The sequence below is a fragment of the Nonomuraea gerenzanensis genome (genome assembly GCF_020215645.1).
GTDB lineage: Bacteria > Actinomycetota > Actinomycetes > Streptosporangiales > Streptosporangiaceae > Nonomuraea > Nonomuraea gerenzanensis.
Map to the genome: position 1 here is coordinate 6,992,539 of NZ_CP084058.1, position 17,232 is coordinate 7,009,770.

The window sequence follows — 17,232 nt, forward strand, 5'->3', positions numbered from 1 at the left end:
GTGATGGACGCACCGCCCGAGAGGAGCCGCGCGTGTCCTCACCGCCCGAGCGGCCGGCGCGGCCGGAGCCGCCCGAGCGGCCCGACCGGCCTGAGCTGCCGGAGCCGCCCGAGCCATTCGTGCGGCCGGAATCGCCCGAACGGCGGCCACCTCGGGTGCTTGACCAGGTGCCGTCGGTCATCGGGCTGGTCTGCGGCGCGGTGGCCGTGCTCTACCTGCCGGTCCTGTTCGGCCTGGCGGGGGTCGTGCTGGGCGTCGTGGGTCACGCCCGCGGCGAGCCCCTCGGCCGGTGGGCCGCCATCGCCGCGGGCGCGGGGATGCTGCTCGGCACGCTGCTCAGCATCCTGCTCACCCCACGGTGAGCTGTCAGGCGGCGGCCGGCGCCACGGTGAGCTGTCAAGTGGCGGCCGGCGCCATGGTGAGCTGTCAAGTGGCGGCCGGCGCCACGGTGAGCTGTCAAGTGGCGGCCAGCGCCACGGTGGGCGACAGGCGGGCGGCGCGCATGGCCGGGTAGATGCCCGCCACCGTGCCGATCACCAGCGTCGCGACCACCGCCCCGCCCAGCGCCCACGGCGGCACGACGGCCGGCCACCCCCGCGACGCCGCGTACCCGACCGTGGCCAGCGCGCCCAGCACCGCGCCCGCCATCCCGCCCAGCGCCGACAGCAGCAGCGACTCCGCCAGGAACTGCACCCGCACCTGCCCCCTGGTCGCCCCCAGCGAGCGCCGCAACCCGATCTCACGCCGGCGCTCCAGCACCGAGATCACCATCGTGTTGGCCACCCCCACACCACCGACCAGCAGCGCGACCGCGCCCAGCCCGAGCAGCAGGTTCGTGAACGCGCCCGCCGCGGCGGCCTTGGCCGCCAGCGCGTCCGACGGCCTGCTCACCGTGACCTCGTCCGGGTTCTCCGGGTTCACGGTACGCGGCAGCGCCGCGCGCACCTCCTCCACCGTCGCGTCCGACGAGCGCTCGTAGATGCTCGTGGGGTACCCGTCGAAGCCGAGCAGCTCCCGCGCCGCCGGGAAGCCGACCAGGGCGGAGCGCTCGATCTCCGGAGCCAGCGGCATCGGCCCGAGTATCCCGATCACCGTGAACCACCGCCCGCCCATCCACACCTGCACACCGGTCCTGGCCAGGCCGAGCCGTTCGGCCGCCGCCGAGCCGAGCACGACGGCGGGCTGCGTGGCCGTGGCGTCGTTCAGCCAGGCGCCCTTGACCACCGCGCCCTCCAGCGTGGTCAGCAGGCCGGTGCTGGCCGCCTGGACGGCGATGCCGCCGGTGACGGACTCGGAGATGCGGTCGTTGCGGCGCACGGTGGCCTCGACGGTGCCGGTGGCGGCGGCCGTGCGGACCGGGCGGATGCGCTGCACCATGGCCAGCGCGCCGGTGGGCAGCTTGGCGTCCGCGCCGAACATCGTGCGGCCGGGGGTGACGATGAGCAGGTTGGTGCCGAGGCGGTCGAGCTGGCGCAGGAGCTGCTCGCGGGAGGATGACGAGATGCCGATCACGGCGATCATCGTCGCGATGCCGATGGCGATGCCGAGCGCGGACAGCACGACCCGCGTGGGCCTGGCGCGCAGCCCGGCCGCCCCGACGCGCAGCACGTCGGCCGGGCCGAGCCTGCCCGGCGACAGGCGTTCCGGTGCCGGTGGCGGCTCGGGGACGGCCGCGGTGCCGAGCCAGTCCTGGTGATCGCCCGTCATCGGCCGGCTCCCTTCGACAAGGTCACGAGGCTGCGGTCGCCCGTCATCCGGAAGCTCCTTTCAGCAGCGCCACGGGGCCGAGGTGCTCGTGCTCGTGGCCGTCCACGATCAGGCCGTCGCGCAGGCGGACGCGCCGCCCGCACCAGCCGGCGATCTCGGCGTCGTGCGTGATGATCACGACGGTCGTGCCGGATTCGTTCAGCGCCGCCAGTACGCGCAGGACGTCCGCGCCCGCCGCCGAGTCGAGGTTGCCGGTGGGCTCGTCGGCAAGCAGCAGCGGCGGATCCCCCGCCACGGCCCTGGCCACCGCCACCCGCTGCTGCTCGCCGCCCGAGAGCTCCGAGGGCCGGTGCCGCAGCCGGTGGCCGAGCCCGACGCGCTCCAGCGCGGAGGCGGCCCGCTCGCGTCTGGCGCGGCGGCCGAGGCCGGTGTAGAGCAGGCCGTCGGCCACGTTGTCCAGCGCGCTGACGCCGGGCGCCAGGTGGAACTGCTGGAAGACGAAGCCCAGGTGGCGCGAGCGCAGCGCGGACAGCCGGCGGTCCGGCAGGCGGGCGACGTCGTGCCCGGCGACCCGGACGGTGCCGGTGGTGGGACGGTCCAGCGTGCCGATCAGGTGCAGCATGGTCGACTTGCCCGACCCTGACGGGCCCACGATGGCCAGCAGGTCGCCGCGGGCGATGGTCAGGTCCACCCCGCGCAGCGCGTGCACGCCACCCGGGTAGCTCTTGCCCACCTCACGTAACTCCACGATGCCGTTCCCGGGGCCGTTCCCGGGGCCGTACACGGGGCCGCTCACAGCACCGCTCCCACGTCCGTGCTCGGGCGTGCTCACGAGACCGGCACCCCCACCTTCATCCCCTCGGCCAGCCCCTGCCCCTCCACCTCGACCAGCCCTCCACCGAACGCCCCCGTCTCCACCGCCACGATCCGGGACGCACCCCCCTCGACGATCTCCACCCCGTACCCACCCTCACGCAACGCCAGCAACGCCTCCACCGGCACGGCCAGCACGTCCTCGTGCCGCTCGCTCTGCATCTCCACCTCCACCGGCGCCTGGTCCAGCCGGGTCCTGGGCGGCTCGGCCAGCGTGATGTCCACGTCGATGGTGGTGCTGGTGTCCTGCTCCTCGCCGGAGCTCTCGGCGACCGTGCCGACCGAGGTGATCGTGCCCTCGGCGCGCTCGCCGCCGGGCAGCGTCACGGTCACCGCCGCCCCCTTGCGGGCCAGCGCCTGGTCGCCGGTGTCCAGGTCCACGTGGACGAGGCGGCGCATGCCGCTGACGGTGAGTGCCTGCCGCCCCGGCGCGGTCCTGGCGCCCAGCTCGGCCTGGACGCCGGTCACGCGGACGGCGGCCGGCTGGAAGACGACCTGGGAGGCGTCCACCCGCCCGCTCTCGGGCAGCCCGCGATCGTCCTGCCACTCCTTGACGGCCTGCTCGGTGGCGTGGCTGAAGTGGTCGTCCACGGTCAGGTAGGCGCCGTGACCGAGCGCCTTGAGGTTGCGTTCGAGCTGCTCGACGTCGGGGCCGTCGGACACGCCGCGCTCCAGGGTGCGGTACAGCGGCAGCTTGCCGTACATGAGCACCAGCGGCTTCCTGTCCACCTTCAGCAGCGGGCGCCCCCGGCGGATCACCGTGCCCTGCGCGGGCGCCCACGTGACGGTGCCGGTGGCGCCCGAGGCGATCCGCCGCTCCCCCGCGTACGTCAGCGAGCCGGCCACCGTCTTGGTCTCCACCAGGTCCTGCCTGGTGACGTCGGCGGTGGCCGGGACGGGCGGCCTGGTGGGGGCGAGGGCGCCGGTGCCGCCGTCGTTCAGGGCCGCGACCGCCGTCCACGTGGCGGCGGCTGCCAGGACGGTGCTGCCGCCCAGCAGGAGTCCCTTCCTCATGGGGCGTCCTTCTTCGGGGCCCCGGGGGCGTACTGCTCGCAGGCCCGCTGCGCGGCCTCGGCCTTCTCCTTCGGCACGCCGCGCAGGTCCATCCGCAGCGGCCGGCCGGGCTGCGGGTCGGCCAGGTCGACGCCCTGCTCGCGCATGCACCGCGCGAACTTGACGAGCTGGTCGTGATCGGCAGCGTCCGGGCCCTCGCCCTCGCCGACGGCCGCCTCCATGATGGGGTGGCACGCCTGCTGCGCCTCCTCCAGCTTCTTCTTGTCCGCCCCCTCGGGCACCGTGAGCCGGACCCGGCCCTCCTTGGGGTCGGGCATGTCCACCCCGTACTCGCGCATGCACTGCGCGAACTTCAGCGCGGCGTCCTCCGGGTCCAGCGACGCCGACGCGCTGGCGGCGGGCTCGGCGGAGGCCGTCCCGCCGCCGGCGCTGACGACGCCGTCCTCCCGCGCGGCCGGGGCTCCGCACCCGGCCAGCGCCAGCGCGACCGCGGTCAGCAGCAGCCGTACCTTCATCACTCTCGCTCCTTCTGTCTGAGGTGCGGCCCCACTTCAGACCATGGGGTGCTAGAACCGGATAAGCCCTTATCCGCGGCTAACACGTGATCCGCCACGCTCGGGGCATGCGAGTGCTGGTCGTCGAGGACGAAGAGCGGTTGGCGGACGCGGTCGCGCACGGGCTGAGGCTGCACGCGATCGCCGTGGACGTCGCCTACGACGGGCAGGAGGCGCTGGAGCTGGCGGCGTACGTGGACTACGACGTCGTGGTGCTCGACCGCGACCTGCCCGGGGTGCACGGCGACGACGTGTGCCGGCGGCTGCGCGCGGGCGGCGAGGGGCGGCGGGTGCTCATGCTGACCGCCGCAGGCCAGCTGCGTGACAAGGTGGGCGGGCTGGCGCTGGGGGCGGACGACTACCTGGTCAAGCCGTTCGCGTTCGCCGAGCTGGTGGCGCGGGTCAGGGCGCTGGCCAGGCGCTCGGCCCGCTCGGCGGTTCCCCTGCTCGAACGGGGCGGCATCGCCCTCGACCCGGCCCGGCGCACCGTCGTCAGGGACGGGCGTCCCGTCTCGCTCAACCGCAAGGAGTTCGACGTGCTGCGGGTGCTGCTCGGCGCGGACGGCGAGCTGGTCACCTCCGGCGAGCTGCGCAGGAGCGTCTGGGATGAGCACGCCGAGCCCGGCACGGGCGCGCTGCGCGTGACGATCACGTCGCTGCGCAAGAAGCTCGGCCTGCCGCCGGCGATCCACAACGTGCCCGGCAAGGGCTACCGGCTGTGAATCCGGCCCCGCCCGCCCGCGCGCGGCTGTGGTGGAACAGCAGGCGCTTACGGCTGCGGCTGACTCTGCTGTACGGCGGGCTGTTCTTCGTCTCCGGCTCGATCCTGCTCGGCCTCACGTACCTGATCACGGCACGCGCGCTCGACCAGCAGTTCGTCACGGGCCCCGTCAAGATCACCGGCGGTGCGCCCCTCGCCCAGGCGCCACCGCCGCCCGAGGCCGCCGGTGACGTGATCTTCCGCCGCGACGTCCAGAGCAGGGCCGACGGCGTGCTGAGCGAGATGGTGAGCTGGTCGCTGGTGGTGATGATCCTGGTCGGGATCATCGCGCTGCTGCTCGGGTACGTGGTGGCCGACCGCGCGCTGCGGCCGCTGGACCGGGTGACGGAGACGGCGCAGCGGCTGTCGGAGAGCACGCTGCACGAGCGGATCGGGCTGCGCGGCCCGCCCGACGAGGTCAAGCGGCTGGCCGACACGTTCGACGCGATGCTCGACCGGCTGCGCCGGGTGTTCGACGCGCAGCGCCGCTTCATCGCCAACGCCTCCCACGAGCTGCGTACGCCGCTGGCGGTCAACCGTACGGTGCTGGAGGTGTCGCTGGAGGAGCCGGCGGCCTCGGCGGACCTCAAGGCGCTGGCCAGGGCGCTGCTGGGCACCAACGCCCGCTACGAGCGGCTGATCGAGGGGCTGCTCCTGCTCGCGCAGTCCGAGCAGGAGCTCACCGTGCGCAAGCCGGTGGACGTGGAGCAGGTCGCGCGCACCGTGCTGGAGCAGCTCGACCCCGGCTCGCGCAAGCGGCCCGTCACCCTGCACCAGGACCTGCGGCCCGCGCTGGTGGAGGGCGATCCGCTGTTCCTGGAGCGGTGCGTGTTCAACCTGCTGGAGAACGCGATCAAGTACAACGTGCGCGGCGGGCACATCTGGCTCACCGTGGCCGGGCAGCCGGAGGGCGCCTCGATCACGGTGGAGAACACCGGGCCGCTGGTGCCCGCGTACGAGGTGGAGGACCTGTTCGAGCCGTTCAGCCGGATGCAGGGCGAACGCGTGCGGTCCTTCCAGGGGGCAGGGCTGGGGCTGTCGATCGTGCGGGCCATCGTGGTCGCGCACGGCGGGTCCGTGACGGCGCTGGCGCGGCCCGAGGGCGGGCTGCGGGTGGAGGTACGGCTGCCGCGCACGCCTTCGTGAGATCCTGGAGGGATGCTGACGCCGATCGACACGCTGCGCGAGCAGGTCACCGCCCGGCTGGCCGCCTTCGAGCGCAGGCAGGTCCCGCCGGTCGGCGGGGTGCGCAGGGCCGGCGTCACCGTGTGCGTGCTGGAGGACCCGACGGGCCGCCCGTACGTCGTGGTGATCAGGCGGGCCGCCCGGGGCCGCAACCCGGGGCAGTGGGCGCTGCCCGGCGGGCGGGCCGACGACGGGGAGCGGCCGGAGGAGGCGGCGCTGCGCGAGCTGGCCGAGGAGACCGGCATCACGGGCGTCGAGGTGGCGGGGCTGCTCGACGACTTCGTCACCGACTCGGGGTTCGTGATCACGCCGGTGGTGGCGTTCGGCGGCCGTCAGGAGCCGGTGCCGGATCCGCGCGAGGTGGCCTCGGTGCACGCGGTGCCGCTGGAGCGGTTCCTGGCGCCGGGGGTGCCGCGGTGGCGGGGGGAGCTGCTGCAGATGCCGCTGGGGCCGTCCATCGTGATCCACGCGCCGACGGGGGCCATTCTGTGGCAGTTCGCCGAGGTGGCGTTGCGGGGGCGTGAGCAGCGGGTCTTCGACGTGGCGCAGCCCCACTGGACGCGCACCTGACCGGCTGGGAGCGGCCGATGGGGAAGGCGCGATTACCTCCAGGGGCGGCCGGTGTGCTTAACTCAAGATTGCCGATGTGGTTAGTGTCCCCCGGGCCGCAAATTACCGCCTTCACGGAATACCGTTCGGCTGGAGCCGTGTTGTGCACCTCGCCGAGGAGGCGACCGCCACATCGGCCTAACAGCTTTTCCCAGGCGTCCCGCCGCACCGGCGGGGCGCCTGCCTTATGGTGGGGTGGCCGCAGGCCCGACGATCAGGAGAGCTCGTTGCTGTACGAAGTGGTCAAGTTCGCCGCCGCACCTCTCACGCACGCGGTGTGCAGGCCGCACATCTCGGGCGCGGCTCACGTGCCGAGGAGCGGGCCCGCGATCCTGGCCGCCAACCACCTGTCGGTGCTCGACTCGTTCCTGCTCCCCGCGCTGCTGCCCCGGCACGTGACGTTCACCGCCAAGAACGAGTACTTCGACGGCAACCCGGTCTCCGGCTTCTTCATGCGGCTGGGCGGCAGCCTGCCGATCGACCGGGAGAGCGCGCACGCCGCCCAGGCCATGCTCGACGACGCCGCCGCGCTGCTGGAGCGGGGCGAGCTGTTCGGCATCCACCCCGAGGGCACCCGCTCCCCCGACGGCCGCCTCTACCGCGGCAAGATCGGGGTGGCCTGGCTGGCGCTGAAGACCGGCGCCCCGGTGCTGCCGGTGGCGCTCAGCGGCACCGACAAGGTGCTGCCCTACGGGGCCAAGGTGCCCAGGCCCGCGCGGATCGGCATCACCATCGGGGCGCCGATGACGTTCGAGGGCGACCACGCCAACGCGCGTGACCGGCGGCGGGTGACCGACGAGATCATGGCGGCCATCCAGAAGCTGTCCGGGCAGGAGTACGTCCCGACCTATGCCACCAGTTACAAGGCTTCGAATGGAATGCCCTGATTCGGACGCTAGGCTCGGACACCTGTCGTCGAGATGCGGGGGGCTGATCAGTGGCGCGGGGTCGTACGATCGCGATCGTGTCCGGAGCCACCGTGCTCGTGGTGGGGGCCGCGGCCGGTGGGGCGTACTACGTGCTGCACACCAGGGGCACACCGGCTGAGACCGCGCAGCGCTTCGCCGCGGCGTGGCAGGCGGGCGACAAGAACGCCATGGCGGCCGAGCTGGCCGCCCAGCAGCCGCTCACCGCGTACGACCAGCAGCGCACCGCGCTCGCCGTGGAGTCGGCCGCGATCAAGCTGGGCCGGGTCACCGAGGGCGACGACCGGGCCAGCGTCCCCTACACCGCCACGCTGAACCTGAAGAACATCGGCGCGTGGACCTACCAGGGCAAGATCGACCTGGTGGTGGCCGACCGCACCTGGAAGGTCGACTGGAAGCCCGCCACGCTGCACCCGTCGCTGACCGGGGGCGCCGCGTTCTCGCTCAAGACCAAGTGGCCGGAGCGGGCCGAGATCACCGACGCGAACGGCGACCGCATCGACACCGGCACGGTCGGCGGCTCGGTGCAGCAGCTCGTCGGCTACCTCGCCAAGGCCACCAAGAAGGACGTCGCCAGGCTCGGCTCCTCCTACAAGGTCGGGCAGGCCGTCGGGTACGACGGGCTGCAGAAGTCCTTCCAGGAGCAGCTCGCCGGCACCCCGGCGACCGAGATCAAGCTCGGCGACCAGACGCTGGAGACCATCGAGGGCACCGAGGGCGAGCCCGTCCAGACCTCGCTCGACCCGCGGACGCAGGCCGCCGCCGTGACCGCGGTCAAGGACATGAAGAAGCCCACCTCCCTGGTCGCGATCAAGCCTTCGACGGGCGAGATCCTGGCCGTGGTGAACAACGTGGGCGGCTTCAACCGGGCACTCGACGGCCGCTACCCGCCCGGCTCGACCTTCAAGGCCGTCACCGCTATCGGGCTGCTGGCGAACGGGGTGTCCCCGCAGGAAACGGTGACCTGCCCGAAGAACGTCAACGTCGGCGGGCTGTCGATCCGCAACTCCGACGAGGAGTCGTTCGGGTCGATCTCGTTCCTCGACTCCTTCGCCCACTCGTGCAACACGACGTTCGCGCCGCTGGCGAAGTCGAAACTGGGCGCCGCCAAGCTGATGGACGTGGCCCAGGACGTGGGCTTCAACCAGCCGCTGAACATCGGGGTACCGGCCACCAAGGCCAGCTTCCCGAGGGCCGAGTCCGACGCCGAGCTGGCCGCCGAGTCGTTCGGCCAGGCCAGGATCACGGCCAGCCCGCTGTCGATCGCCTCGGTGGCCGCGGCCATCGCCGACGGCACGTGGCGCCCGCCGACGCTGGTGCCCTCGATCAAGCAGAAGGCCGAGGAGCGGGAGCTGCCCGAGGGGGTCAAGTCCGCGCTGCACACGATGATGGCGGCGGTGGTGACCAAGGGCACCGCCAAGTCGGCGGGGCTGCCGGCCGGCACGCACGGCAAGACCGGCACCGCCGAGTACGGCACGGGCGAGAAGCTGGACTCCCACGCCTGGTTCATGGGGTTCAAGGGGGATGTCGCGTTCGCCGTGGTCGTCGAGGGCGGGGGCGGCGGCGGTGCGGTGGCCGCCCCCGTCGCGGCGACGTTCCTCAAGAACCTGTAGCCGCTACTCAGGAGTCTTCGGCCAGGAAGCGCCGGATCTCCTCGGCCACCCGCTCGGGGCGCCCGCGCTGGGCGGCGTTCTGCGTGGCGCCGTGGTCGAGGCCCTCCATCACCACGCGCCGGGCGCGCGGCAGGACGCGCTCCAGCTCGGCGAGCGCCGAGCGCAGGTAGCCCTGGCTCCTGCTGCCACCGAGCAGCAGCGTCCGCACCTCGACCGTCCGGTACGCCGCGAAGTCCGCCGGGGCCTCGGCCACGAGCTGCATGTCCTGGCGCTGGGTCGGGGCCAGCTCCCTGAACGTCGGCTGCTCCCCCGCCGTCCCGTCCTGGCTGTTGAGCATCAGGCCCGTCAGCCACTCCTGCACGCGGCGGGGCAGCGCGTTGAACAGCGGCGGGCCGAGCCGCGCGGCCCGCATGCCGGTGACGAGCGCGGCGGGGATCCGGCCCTCGGCCAGCTCGCGGTCGAAGCGCTCCAGGGCGGCGCGCACGTCGTCGGCGTCGAGGCCGAGCGGCGGCTCGAAGAGCACGGCCTTGCTCAGCGCCGCCGGGCGGGTGAGCGCGGTGTGCAGGGTGATGACGGCGCCCGAGCTGACGCCGACGGCGTACCGGGCGCCGGTGGCCCGCAGCACGGCGTCGAGGTCCTCGCTCTCGCGGGCGAGCCCGTAGCCTGCGCCCACGGGGCCGCTGCCGCCCCGGCCCCGGCGGTCGGGCAGGTAGCAGGTGAAGCCGGCGGCCAGGGCCGTGGCCAGCTCTGACTGGCTGTGCCCTGTCTGCATGGCGCCGTGCACGATCACCAGGCCGGGCCCCCGCCCGAGCCGGCGGTAGCTGATCGTGGTGCCGTCGGCGGAGGTCGCGGTGCCGGTGGCGGTCGTCGTGGACATGGTGGCTCCCCTTCTTGCCCTCAGTCGGTGGGGCGGCCCCGGTCCGCGAGGTCCGCCACGTCGGGCGGCAGCTCGCCCGTACGGTGATATGCCTGCCATCGCGCCAGGCCGGGGAAGGTGCCCCCGTCCAGCTCCGCCAGCAGCGAGCGCACCCAGGCGGCCTGGGCCTCCCGCATCGCCAGCGCGTACTCCGACTCGACGAGGAACAGCCGGGGCACCTCGGCCCGCTCCTCCTCCATCGCCCGCCGATCGGCCTCGATCTGCTGCTCCAGCAGCTCCAGCCGCTGCCGGAGCAGCGGCGCGACCTCGCCGGGGCCGAGACCGCCCATCACCGACAGGCCCGACTCGAACGCCGACGGCTCGTGGCGCGGGGTGGACAGCAGCTCCCTGGTCCAGTCGTCGGCCTCGGCGCGGCCCGCCTCGGTGATGCGGTAGACGGTCCGCTCGGGACGGGCGCCCTGGCGGTTGCTCTCCACCGCCTCCAGCAGGCCGTGTTTCTCCAGGTTGCGCACGACGGTGTAGAGGGAGCCCCATTTGATCGGCATGTCCTGGTCCTTGCCGCGAGCGCGCAGGACGGAGGCCATCTCGTAGGGGTGCATCGGGCGCTGGACGACGACGGTCAGCACGGCCAGGGCCAGCAGGTTGCTCACCGGACGCCGTCGGGGCATCGCCCTCACCGCCTTCTACTCGTCTGCGAATATACGCGGACGAGTATTCAGGAGGCAAGGGTTGAGCTCCAGCGGCGTGCCCCGCCCGCGGCGTCGGCTCCGGGGGCGCGCACGATAGCGTGCGAGGGCAGACACCAGCCGGAGGAGGGCCACCGATGAGCCGCGAGCACAGCTACCAGACCGTCGTCACCTGGACGGGCAACAAGGGCACCGGCACCAGCGGCTACCGCGACTTCGGCCGTGAGCACGAGCTGTCCGCCGAGGGCCCGCCGGTCATCGCGGGCAGCTCCGACCCCGCCTTCCGCGGCGACCCGGCACGCTGGAACCCCGAGCAGCTCCTGGTCGGCTCGCTGTCGCAGTGTCACATGCTGTGGTACCTGCACAAGTGCGCCATGGCGGGCGTGATCGTCACCGAGTACACCGACACCGCGACCGGCACCATGGCGGAGACGGCCGACGGCGGCCACTTCACCGAGGTGGTGCTGCACCCGGCGGTCACCGTCGCCGCCCAGGAGATGGCCGAGACCGCGCTCGCGTTGCACGCCGACGCGCACAAGTCGTGCTTCATCGCCGCCTCGGTCAACTTCCCCGTCCGCCACGAGCCGACCGTCCGCGTGGCCGGCTGACGCGAGCAGCCGGCCGTGTGGCCGGCTGAGGCGAGCAGCCGTCCGCGTCTCCGGCTGAGCTGATCAGCCGGAGGCGGCGTCGTAGTCGAGGCCGAGCCTGGGCGCGATCTCCCGCAGGCACTCCTCGAACACCGGCTCCATGTCCGAATAGACGAAGTCGAGCTGGTTCAGCACCTCCATGCAGAGCAGGCCGTACAGCCTGATCCAGCACGACATGAAGACGTGGATCGCCGCCACGGGCAGCCCGGTGCCGCCGGCGGCCGCGTACGCCCGCAACTGCTCCCTGATGGAGGCGTCCAGCTCCTCAGCGGCGGGCACCGGGAAGGGCCTGCTCTTCCACAGCTCGGCGACCTCCTCCAGGAAGACCTGCTCGAAGTCGCGCCCGGCCAGCTCACGCGGCGAGTCGGGCCGCCGCTCCGCCGTGATCGGGCTGGCGAACACCCAGCCGAACTCCGCCCGGTGCTCGACGGCCCAGCGCCGCATCGCCCGGCAGGCCGCCAGCAACCGCCGGGCGTGCTCCCCCGGCGGGCACGCGTCGCGGGCGGACTCGATGGCCTGCGTCAGCTCGCGGAAGAAGTCGGCCGTGACCGCGCCGACCAGCTCGTCGTGCCCCGCGAAGTAGTGGTAGAGCGCCGGGCCGCTCATGCCCATCTCCCTGGCCACCGCGTTGATCGTGACGGCCTGCGGCCCCTGCTCGATCAGCAGCCTGCGCGCGACCGCGCGGATCTCCGCCAGCGTGGCCTGCCGTACCCGTTCGCGCCTGCTGACGCCCTGTGCGGTCATCCGCCCACCCTTCTCGCGCTCGTTGACATCCTAGGGCATCTATGTTTGCTTAATGCCTCTAAGGAAACTTACCGTCATTAAGGAGCCGTCGTGGCACGCAACCCGCTGGCGAACGCCTTCGCCAAGTACGTCATGGAGGCCAGGGTCACCGACACGGGCCTCGTCACGCCCACCATGCGGCGCATCCGGCTGGCGACCGAGGTGCCGATCGCGTTCCCGTACCGGCCCGGGCAGCACATCCGGGTCCAGATCAACGATCCGCTGTCGGTCTACGGGATCCTGCGCCCGGCCGAGACGCTGCGCACGTACACCGTGTGGGAGCTCGACCCCGACCGGCGAGGGCTGGAGCTGCGCGCGCACCTGTACGGCGGCGACGGCATCGGGCTGCGCTGGGCGGAGGAGGCGGCGCCGGGGGACGCGGTGACGTTCTGGTGGCCGCAGGGCGACTTCTTCACCTCCGACGACGCCCCGTTCCACCTGTTCGCGGGGGACGAGACGGCGAGCGCGGCGTTCGGCCCGATGCTGCGCGGGCTCGGGGCGGACGCGCGGGTGCACGGCGTGCTGGAGAGCGAGTCCGCCGAGCACGACCCGCCCATGCCGGGCCCGCACGAGCTGCGCCGCGTGCACCGCATGGGCGCGCCGGCCGCGTCCTCGAAGACCCTGCTCGCCGCGGTGGCGGGCCTGGAGCTGCCCGGCAACACCGGTGCCGCCTACCTCGCGGGCGAGGCGCGCACGTGCCAGATGATCCGCGACTATCTCGTACGCGAGCGCAACTGGCCCCGCAGGGCCATCAAGGTCAAGCCGTTCTGGACGCCCGGCAAGCGGGGCCTGCATTGAGACCTCGAATTATTCCTTGACACGAATATTCTTCATGGCGAATACTTCTACCCATGGAGGCACTCCTCACCGCACTGGCCGACCCGGCCCGATGGCGGCTCGTGAGCCTGCTGGCCGAGCGGCCCCGCCCGGTCGGCGTCCTCGCCGAGCTCGCCGGGGCGCGTCAGCCGCAGACGACCAAGCACTTGCAGGCCCTGGAGCGCGCCGGGCTCGTCACGGCTCAGCGCACCGGCCAGCGCCGCATCTACGCGCTCAGGCCAGGCCCGCTGCGCGACCTGGCGGCCGAGCTGCACCGGCTCGCCGACACCGCCGACAGGAAGGGCGGCCCCGGCGAGACGTTCGACCGCTACGGGCTCAGCCTCGACGCGGCGCGCGCGGAGGCGGCGGAGCCGGGGTGGGCGGACGGCCGCTCGTTCACCTTCCAGCGGTCGCTCGCCGGCGGGCCTGAGCTGGTCTGGCGGCACCTGACCGAGCCCTCGCTGCTCGCCGGCTGGTGGACGCCCGACGACCTGCGCGTCTCGGAGCTGGTGTTCGAGGCGCGGCCGGGCGGGCGGATCGTCCAGGAGTACCGCGACGCCGACGACACCACCGGCGCCGACCTGGTCGCCGGCCGGGCGGAGGGAGTCGTGGACGAGGTGCGGCCCGCCGAGCACCTGTCGTACCGGCTCTCCCCGCAGCTTCCCGGCGGCGGCGCGGCCTTCACCGCCCACGTCCGCCTCGCCCTGCGCCCCTCCGGCGCGGGCACGGACCTCGACGTCGACTACCGGGTCACCGGCAGCACGGTCGAGTCCGCCGACTTCGTCGCGGGCATCGAGCTCGGCTTCGGCCAGAGCCTCGACCGGCTCGCGACCATCCTCACCGCAACCGACGCAGAGATCAGGAGCACCCGATGACGCAGCACGCCGGCCGCAGGGTCGTCACCAACATGGCCCTCTCCCTCGACGGCCGCTACGCCCAGCCGGACAATCCGGTGGACATGGGCTGGGTCATGCCGTACGCCGTCACCGACGTCGCCCGCGACCACCTGACCGGCCTCTGGGAGCCGGCGACGACGGCGCTGCTCGGGCGGGTGAACGCCGAGGGGTTCCTCGGGTTCTGGCCCACCGTCATCGGCATGGAGGGCGCCGACCCGCGTGACGAGGGGTTCGCCAAGTGGCTGGTGGACGCCGACAAGGTGGTGCTCTCCTCCACTCTGCGCGAGGCGCCGTGGGAGCGCACGACGGTCCTCGACCGGCCGGCCGCCGAGGTGGTCGAGGAGCTGAGGGCGGCCGAGGGCGGCGACATCCTCGTGCTCTCCAGCGCCAGCGTCATCAAGGCGCTACTGGCCGCCGACCAGGTGGACCGGCTCGCGATCACGGTCTTCCCCGTCTTCCTCGGCGGCGGGCCGCGCCTGTTCGACGACGGCCTGCCCGCGGGCCGGTGGGCGCCGGTCAGGCAGGTCGCGGGCGAGCACGGCACGTTGTCGCTGGTCTACGACCGGGTGCGGTGAGCTACCTGGGCCGGACGTTGTGGTTGTGCGCGAACAGGTTCGCGGCGTCGTAGCGGCGCTTGACCTGCGCGAGCCGGTCGTAAGTCGGCGCCGGATAGACCGCCGCGACGTCCGCCTCGGTGGCGGAGGCGAGGAAGTTGGCGTACGCGCCGTCCGTGTGCGGCGCCAGCCTGTCCCAGAGCGCGTCCAGGGCGGGGCGGGCGGCCTCGACGACCGGCTCCGGGCCCGCGACGCTGGTCACGATCATCAGCTCCGCCCGGCGGTGCGCGAAGGCCGTGGCGTCGTCCGGGACGCGGGACACCGCGCCGCCGAGGCTGCGCACGGACAGGAGCGGCGACCCCGGTGACGTCCCGGCCTCGGCGAGCAGGTCCAGCACCGCCGCCACCGACCCCTCGCCGACGAACGCGCTCCGGGTGACGAACCGGATGCCGGGCGGCGGCGTCACCCCCTCCACCAGGACGTCCGCGTACGGCCGCAGCTCCACGTCGTCACCGATCACCGTGCCGAGGCGGCGGATCGGGTCGATGGCCAGGGCGGCGAGCTGCGGGTCGTCGCCGTCGAAGGTGACGAGGATCTCGACCGGGGCGTCGGGGCCGCCTGCGAAGGGGTTGGCGGCGTTCAGGATGGAGGTCAGCTCCGCCGGTGCGGTGCGCAGGTGGTCGGCCCACCCTCGCAGCACGGTGGCCGCCTCCTGCGCCGGGAAGGTGATCCTGCCGTGGAAGACGTCCGTGGTCGGGTGTGCCGCGAACTCGAAGGCGGTCACCACGCCGAAGTTCCCGCCGCCGCCGCGGATCGCCCAGAACAGGTCCGGGTTCTCCTCCGCACTGGCCCGCACGACCGCTCCGTCCGCCGTGACCAGGTCGGCGGCCACCAGGCTGTCCAGGGCCAGGCCGTACTTGCGTACCTTCCAGCCGATGCCGCCGCTCAACGTCAGCCCGCCGACCCCGACGCTCCTCGTGTCGCCCGAGGAGATCGCCAGGCCGTGCGGGGCGAGGGCGGCCACGACCTGGCCCCAGGTGGCGCCGCCGCCGATCCTGACGAGGTGGCGCTCCTTGTCGATGAGGTCCACGGTGGCCAGGTGGGCGAGGTCGATCACGATGCCGCCGTCGTTGCTGGCGAAACCGGCGAAGGCGTGGCCGCCGCCCCGTACGGACAGGGTCGGCTTCTGGGCGGGCGTGGGCGTGAGTGCGGCTTGCGCTGTCACTGCGGCCTGTGTTGTCACTGCGGCCTGTGTTGTCACTGCGGCCTGTGCTGTCACTGCGGCTGCGAACCGGACCGCCGCCTGGACATCGGCGACGCTCTCGGGACGCAGCACGTAAGCCGGGTTCCCCAACGCCATCACCGAACGGCGGGCCGCTTCGTACTCCGCCCCGCCGCCCGGCTCGATGATCGCGCCACCGAAGTCGCGGCGAAGGATTTCAAGCGCTGAACTCATCACTGTTCCCCATCTCGACTGGCCCGGCCGCTGCCGGACGACCACGAGATGCCGGCGACCCCCTCCTTGTGACAGCACAGCGAACGTGACATACGCCACAAGACACCCGAATCACCGCTCAGGCAGCATGGACCAGCCAGCGACCAGGTGTCACAAAACTGCACCTCCATGCATCTGGTGGATGTGACAGTAGAAAGCGAACAGGAGCCCTCCATGCCCGACACCCCGGACCCCGCCACCGAGGCGTTCGTCGCCCACCGCAACCTCCTGTTCACCGTCGCCTACGAGATGCTCGGCTCGGCCGCCGACGCGGAAGACGTGCTGCAGGAGACCTGGTTGCGATGGGCGGGCGTCGACCTGGGCGAGGTACGGGACCAGCGGGCGTACCTGGTGCGGATCACCACCCGCCAGGCCCTCCTCCGGCTGCGGACGCTCGGCCGGCGCAAGGAGTCCTACGTCGGCCCGTGGCTGCCCGAGCCGCTGCTCACCACGCCTGACGTGGCGCAGGACGTGGAGCTGGCGGAGAGCGTGTCGATGGCGATGCTGCTGGTGCTGGAGACGTTGTCGCCGACGGAGCGGGCCGTGTTCGTGCTGCGCGAGGTGTTCGGGCTGGACTACGACGAGATCGCCGAGGCCGTGGACAAGACCCAGGCGGCCGTCCGGCAGATCGCCCACCGGGCGCGGGCACACGTCGCGGCACGCCGGCCCCGCGAGGCGATCTCCCCCGCCGAGTCCCGGGACGCCTTCACGGCGTTCCAGCGGGCCGTCCAGACGGGGGATCTTCAGGTGCTGCTCGACGTCCTGGCGCCGGACGTCGTCCTGCTGACCGACGGCGGCGGGATCAAGCAGGCCGCCCTGGCGCCCATCGTGGGGGCCGCCGACGTGGCCGCCGTGCTGGGGCGGGTCCCCGCGTCGCGGTCGCTGGTGCCGGCGCAGGTCAACGGGTGTCCGGCGCTGGTCATCCGGATCGACGGGGAGCTCGACACCGTGCTGGCGGTTCGGGTGGAGGGTGGGCTGGTCACGGGGCTCTACGCCGTACGCAATCCTGAGAAGTTGTCGCACATGGAGCAGGAGATCATCCTGAGCCGCTGACCTCGCGCCCGGCGCGCCCGGCCCCTCACCACCCGAGCCGAGGGGGCCGGAGCGCCGCACAGCACGCACCACCGCGCCAAGCCCACGCAGTCAGCCCAACACCCGCCCAGCCCCGCGCACCCAGCCCCACACGCAGTCGCCCCGGCATGCGCCAGCCCAGCACAAACCACTCTGCGCCCGACAC

General features: G+C 73.1%; 19 protein-coding genes. 11 read left to right on the plus strand and 8 right to left on the minus strand.

Annotation, left to right across the window (positions count from 1 at the left end; all coding sequences use genetic code 11):
• Positions 1-32 precede the first annotated feature (32 nt).
• Positions 33-362 (plus strand): hypothetical protein, encoded by a 330-nt coding sequence (locus tag LCN96_RS32630; RefSeq protein WP_225266269.1) that lies wholly within the window; start codon positions 33-35, stop codon positions 360-362.
• Positions 363-456: 94 nt separating this feature from the next.
• Here the strand turns inward: LCN96_RS32630 and LCN96_RS32635 are convergent, their stop codons facing one another.
• The 4 genes from LCN96_RS32635 to LCN96_RS32650 are packed head-to-tail and all read right to left on the minus strand — an operon-like array spanning position 457 to position 4,109.
• Positions 457-1,707, minus strand: coding sequence for an ABC transporter permease (locus LCN96_RS32635; RefSeq protein WP_225266270.1), 1,251 nt, complete (start codon positions 1,705-1,707; stop codon positions 457-459).
• Positions 1,708-1,750: 43 nt separating this feature from the next.
• Positions 1,751-2,503, minus strand: coding sequence for an ABC transporter ATP-binding protein (locus LCN96_RS32640; protein ID WP_311131966.1), 753 nt, complete (start codon positions 2,501-2,503; stop codon positions 1,751-1,753).
• A 32-nt stretch (positions 2,504-2,535) separates the two neighbouring features.
• Positions 2,536-3,594, minus strand: a complete 1,059-nt coding sequence (locus LCN96_RS32645; protein ID WP_225266271.1) for an efflux RND transporter periplasmic adaptor subunit — start codon at positions 3,592-3,594, stop codon at positions 2,536-2,538.
• Positions 3,591-4,109 carry a hypothetical protein gene (locus LCN96_RS32650; protein ID WP_225266272.1) on the minus strand — a complete coding sequence of 173 codons (519 nt, stop codon included), beginning with the start codon at positions 4,107-4,109 and terminating at the stop codon, positions 3,591-3,593. The genes LCN96_RS32645 and LCN96_RS32650 overlap by 4 nt, the downstream gene beginning before the upstream one ends.
• 107 nt (positions 4,110-4,216) lie before the next feature.
• On the opposite strand from LCN96_RS32650, the gene LCN96_RS32655 reads away from it, so the two are divergent.
• The 5 genes from LCN96_RS32655 to LCN96_RS32675 all read left to right on the plus strand — a co-directional run bounded on the left by LCN96_RS32655 (position 4,217) and on the right by LCN96_RS32675 (position 9,241).
• Entirely contained in the window at positions 4,217-4,870 is a 654-nt protein-coding gene (locus tag LCN96_RS32655; protein WP_225266273.1) for a response regulator transcription factor, read from the plus strand.
• Complete coding sequence (locus LCN96_RS32660) at positions 4,867-6,054, plus strand: sensor histidine kinase (RefSeq protein ID WP_225266274.1); 1,188 nt, start codon at positions 4,867-4,869, stop codon at positions 6,052-6,054. Before LCN96_RS32655 ends, LCN96_RS32660 begins: the two co-directional genes overlap by 4 nt.
• 12 nt (positions 6,055-6,066) lie before the next feature.
• Positions 6,067-6,663, plus strand: a complete 597-nt coding sequence (locus tag LCN96_RS32665) for an NUDIX hydrolase (RefSeq protein ID WP_225266275.1) — start codon at positions 6,067-6,069, stop codon at positions 6,661-6,663.
• A 266-nt stretch (positions 6,664-6,929) separates the two neighbouring features.
• Positions 6,930-7,589, plus strand: coding sequence for a lysophospholipid acyltransferase family protein (locus tag LCN96_RS32670; RefSeq protein ID WP_225266276.1), 660 nt, complete (start codon positions 6,930-6,932; stop codon positions 7,587-7,589).
• Between the two features lie 77 nt (positions 7,590-7,666).
• The gene (locus LCN96_RS32675) at positions 7,667-9,241 is read left to right on the plus strand and encodes a penicillin-binding transpeptidase domain-containing protein (RefSeq protein ID WP_225266277.1); all 1,575 of its coding nucleotides are present in this window, start codon (positions 7,667-7,669) and stop codon (positions 9,239-9,241) included.
• Between the two features lie 7 nt (positions 9,242-9,248).
• Here the strand turns inward: LCN96_RS32675 and LCN96_RS32680 are convergent, their stop codons facing one another.
• Both LCN96_RS32680 and LCN96_RS32685 read right to left on the minus strand, forming a co-directional pair.
• The gene (locus LCN96_RS32680; RefSeq protein ID WP_225266278.1) at positions 9,249-10,118 is read right to left on the minus strand and encodes an alpha/beta fold hydrolase; all 870 of its coding nucleotides are present in this window, start codon (positions 10,116-10,118) and stop codon (positions 9,249-9,251) included.
• A 20-nt stretch (positions 10,119-10,138) separates the two neighbouring features.
• Positions 10,139-10,786, minus strand: coding sequence for a PadR family transcriptional regulator (locus tag LCN96_RS32685; RefSeq protein WP_225266279.1), 648 nt, complete (start codon positions 10,784-10,786; stop codon positions 10,139-10,141).
• Positions 10,787-10,941: 155 nt separating this feature from the next.
• On the opposite strand from LCN96_RS32685, the gene LCN96_RS32690 reads away from it, so the two are divergent.
• Positions 10,942-11,412: an OsmC family protein gene (locus LCN96_RS32690; protein ID WP_225266280.1), complete on the plus strand. Its 471-nt coding sequence runs from the start codon at positions 10,942-10,944 to the stop codon at positions 11,410-11,412.
• Positions 11,413-11,475: 63 nt separating this feature from the next.
• Here the strand turns inward: LCN96_RS32690 and LCN96_RS32695 are convergent, their stop codons facing one another.
• Positions 11,476-12,195, minus strand: coding sequence for a TetR/AcrR family transcriptional regulator (locus LCN96_RS32695; protein ID WP_225266281.1), 720 nt, complete (start codon positions 12,193-12,195; stop codon positions 11,476-11,478).
• 90 nt (positions 12,196-12,285) lie between these two features.
• On the opposite strand from LCN96_RS32695, the gene LCN96_RS32700 reads away from it, so the two are divergent.
• The 3 genes from LCN96_RS32700 to LCN96_RS32710 are packed head-to-tail and all read left to right on the plus strand — an operon-like array spanning position 12,286 to position 14,521.
• Positions 12,286-13,032, plus strand: coding sequence for a siderophore-interacting protein (locus tag LCN96_RS32700; RefSeq protein ID WP_225266282.1), 747 nt, complete (start codon positions 12,286-12,288; stop codon positions 13,030-13,032).
• A gap of 53 nt (positions 13,033-13,085) precedes the next feature.
• Positions 13,086-13,925 (plus strand): metalloregulator ArsR/SmtB family transcription factor, encoded by an 840-nt coding sequence (locus LCN96_RS32705; protein WP_225266283.1) that lies wholly within the window; start codon positions 13,086-13,088, stop codon positions 13,923-13,925.
• Positions 13,922-14,521 carry a dihydrofolate reductase family protein gene (locus LCN96_RS32710; protein WP_225266284.1) on the plus strand — a complete coding sequence of 200 codons (600 nt, stop codon included), beginning with the start codon at positions 13,922-13,924 and terminating at the stop codon, positions 14,519-14,521. The genes LCN96_RS32705 and LCN96_RS32710 overlap by 4 nt, the downstream gene beginning before the upstream one ends.
• A 1-nt stretch (position 14,522) precedes the next feature.
• Here LCN96_RS32710 and LCN96_RS32715 read toward each other — a convergent pair whose 3' ends face one another.
• Positions 14,523-15,725: an FAD-binding oxidoreductase gene (locus LCN96_RS32715; RefSeq protein WP_225266285.1), complete on the minus strand. Its 1,203-nt coding sequence runs from the start codon at positions 15,723-15,725 to the stop codon at positions 14,523-14,525.
• 444 nt (positions 15,726-16,169) lie between these two features.
• On the opposite strand from LCN96_RS32715, the gene LCN96_RS32720 reads away from it, so the two are divergent.
• Entirely contained in the window at positions 16,170-17,048 is an 879-nt protein-coding gene (locus LCN96_RS32720; protein WP_225266286.1) for an RNA polymerase sigma-70 factor, read from the plus strand.
• Positions 17,049-17,232: the final 184 nt, after the last annotated feature.